At 65.2% G+C, this 2,791-nt stretch carries 1 protein-coding gene and 2 pseudogenes; 2 read left to right on the plus strand and 1 reads right to left on the minus strand.

Annotation, left to right across the window (positions count from 1 at the left end):
* Together AABA86_RS33225 and AABA86_RS33230 are read left to right on the plus strand one after the other, a co-directional pair.
* Positions 1–436: pseudogene (locus AABA86_RS33225) on the plus strand (ABC transporter ATP-binding protein); the annotation flags it as partial.
* Entirely contained in the window at positions 429–1,661 is a 1,233-nt protein-coding gene (locus AABA86_RS33230; protein WP_338309751.1) for a Zn-dependent hydrolase, read from the plus strand. The pseudogene AABA86_RS33225 and the gene AABA86_RS33230, both read left to right, overlap by 8 nt.
* A 45-nt stretch (positions 1,662–1,706) precedes the next feature.
* Here AABA86_RS33230 and AABA86_RS33235 read toward each other — a convergent pair.
* A pseudogene (locus AABA86_RS33235) lies at positions 1,707–2,791 on the minus strand (BamA/TamA family outer membrane protein); the annotation flags it as partial.

The following is a 2,791-nucleotide window of genomic DNA, read 5'->3' on the forward strand; positions in this document are numbered from 1 at the left end:
GTCACCGGCCCCGGCGCCGATCGGGGCATGGTGTTCCAATCCTACACGCTGTTTCCCTGGCTCACCGTGCGCGAGAACATCGCCTTCGGCCTGCGCGAGCGCGGCGCGTCCGAGGCCGAGCGCAACGGAATCGCCGACGCCTTCATCCGCCAGGTCGGCTTGTCCGGCTTCGAGAACCATTGGCCCAAGCAACTCTCCGGCGGCATGCAGCANNACCGTGCTGTTCGTGACCCACGACATCGAGGAAGCCATCTTCCTCGGCAGCCGCGTCATCGTCATGAGCGCGCGCCCCGGCCGCATCAAGGCCGAGATCAATGTGGACCTGCCGCATCCGCGCTCCTACAAGATCAAGACCACGCCGGAATTCGTCCAGCTCAAGGAACGGCTGGTCGAGGAGATCCGCACCGAGGCGCTGAAGGTTACCGAGCATGCCTGACAATCGTCCTTCCGCCGACGGGAAGCGCGTCCTTGCCGATCTCAATGCGCTCCGTGCCATCGGCGCCTACAAGTCCGGCGTTCACAAGCCGACCTTCTCCGAGCCGCACAGGCTTTCGCTGGACTGGCTGGTGCAGCAGCTGCCCGATGCCGGTCTTACCGCTGCGATCGACGGCATCGGCAACGTCTTCGGCACCAGCGCCAAATCCGGACCCAAGCTTCTGGCCGGCTCGCATCTGGAGAGCCAGAACTACGCCGGATGGCTCGATGGCCCGCTCGGCGTGGTCTACGCGCTCGAAGCGGCCCGCGTGCTCAATGCCAATCCCGCCATGAAGGGCGCCGTCGAAGTCGCCGCCTGGTGCGACGAGGAAGGGCATTTCGGCCATTTCCTCGGCTCGCGCTCCTATGTCGGCCAGGTCACCGAGGCCGACATCGACGCCGCACGCGACCGCACCAGCGGCCGCACCATGCGCGATGCACTCGCCGAGATGGGGCTCGCAGGACGCCCGCGCGCTACCACCGAGCCGGGCCGGCATGTCGGATATCTGGAGGCGCATATCGAGCAGGGCGACACGCTCGAAGGCGGCAAGCTCGCGATCGGCGTCGTGACGTCCATCGTCGGTATCTGGCAATACCAGATCAACTTTGCCGGCGAGCAGAACCACGCCGGCACCACCCGCATGGCGGTGCGCAAGGATGCAGGGCTGGCGCTGGCCAAGTTCTGCGTCGCGATCGACCAGCGGTTTCCAGCCGCCTGCGGTCCGCGCACGGTCTGGACCACCGGGCGCATCACGCTCGATCCGGGCGCGCCGAGCATCATTCCGGGCGGCGCCGAGATGCTGTTCCAGATCCGCGACGACGATCCGGCCGTCATTGCGCGACTGGAGCAATTGCTGCGGACCATGGCGGACGAGGTCAGCGCGACGGGTCCCTGCACCGTCACCGTTGAGAAAATCCGCACCGGCGCGCCCGCCATGATGAATTCCGGCTTTCAGGATGCGATCGAAGCCGCGAGCAAGGCGCTGGCCGGTGGACGTTCCATCCGCATGCCCAGCGGCGCCGGCCACGATGCGCAGATGCTGGCAACCGTCATGCCCGCCGCCATGCTGTTCGTGCCGTCGATCGGTGGCATCAGCCATCACTGGACCGAAAACACCGCCGACGCCGATATCGTCACCGGCGCGGAGGTGTATGTCGACGCCTGCCGGCGGATCCTCGCGGGCTGACGCCCTTTTTTGAGCATGATCTTTCGGAANNTTCCGGATCATGCTCTAGAACGACGTCCCTCCTCCGAACCTGAACTCCTGGACGACGTCGTATTTGCCCTTCGTAATCGGCACGGCATAGTCGAAGCGCAGCGGCCCGAACGGCGAAGCCCAGATCAGGCCGACGCCGACCGACGATCGCACCGTGTTGCCGTCGTCGTATTGCAGTCCGCAGGTCGGGCACGCCTTGGTGTTGACTTCGCCCGTGGCCGACCACGAGGTCGGCCCCTGATAGTCCCAGAGCGAGCCGGCGTCGGCATAGACCGCGCCCTTCAGGCCGACCTCCTTGGGCAGGAACCAGAACGGCATNNGCGCGGGCCGATGCCGTTCGAAGCGAACCCGCGCACGAGGTTCGAGCCCATCTGGAAATGATCCAGCATGCGCAGATCCTGGTTGCCGAGCTTGCTGAGCAGGCCGCCCTGGAGATGGATCACGCTGACGATCTCGGAGACGAGCGGCGTGTAGTATTTGGCGTCCATCGCGGTCTTCAGATAGGTGACGTCGCCGCCGACCCCGGCGAAATCCTGCCGGAAGTCGACCAGCAATCCGTCCGTCGGGTTCTTGGTGTTGTCGAGCGTGTTGTAGTTCAGCGTGTAGCCGAGCGCCGAGGTCCAGGTCGCGCCGTTCGCCAGCTCCTTTCGGACCGGCAGGCTCGACTCGCCATCGCCGTAGCAGCCGTAGCCATAGACCCCCGAGCTCGTGGAGTTGGTCGGGTCCACACCGCCCAGGACGTTCTGGATGTAGGCCGGCGTCGGGTTGTAGGCGAGCGAAGCGTTGGACGCGTTGTTGTTGCAGTTGTTGTAGGCGCTGGCGAGCGAGATGCTCTGCTGATAGAGCGAATAGCGCAGCTGGAGTGAGACGTCCTCCCGCAATGCGAGGCCGATGCGCGGGGAGAAGCCGAGCGTGGTCACGCCGTAGCTCGTATAGCTGTTCGACTTCTGCTGCTTCCAATAAGTGTCGAACCCCAGCGCCATCCGGTAGTCGAGCAGATAGGGCTCGACGAAGGACAGCGATATGCCGCGTGAATATTGGCCGTAGCTGACCGAGGCCTTGCCGTAGAGACCGCGGCCGAGCAGGTTGCGCTCGGAGAT

Source organism: Bradyrhizobium sp. TM233 (assembly GCF_036247965.1).
Taxonomy (GTDB): domain Bacteria; phylum Pseudomonadota; class Alphaproteobacteria; order Rhizobiales; family Xanthobacteraceae; genus Bradyrhizobium; species Bradyrhizobium ottawaense.

What these genes read in the sequence shown, in the direction of transcription:
- AABA86_RS33230 (WP_338309751.1), top strand. Translation starts at nt 429, where the DNA reads ATGCCTGACAATCGTCCTTCCGCCGACGGGAAGCGCGTCCTTGCCGAT.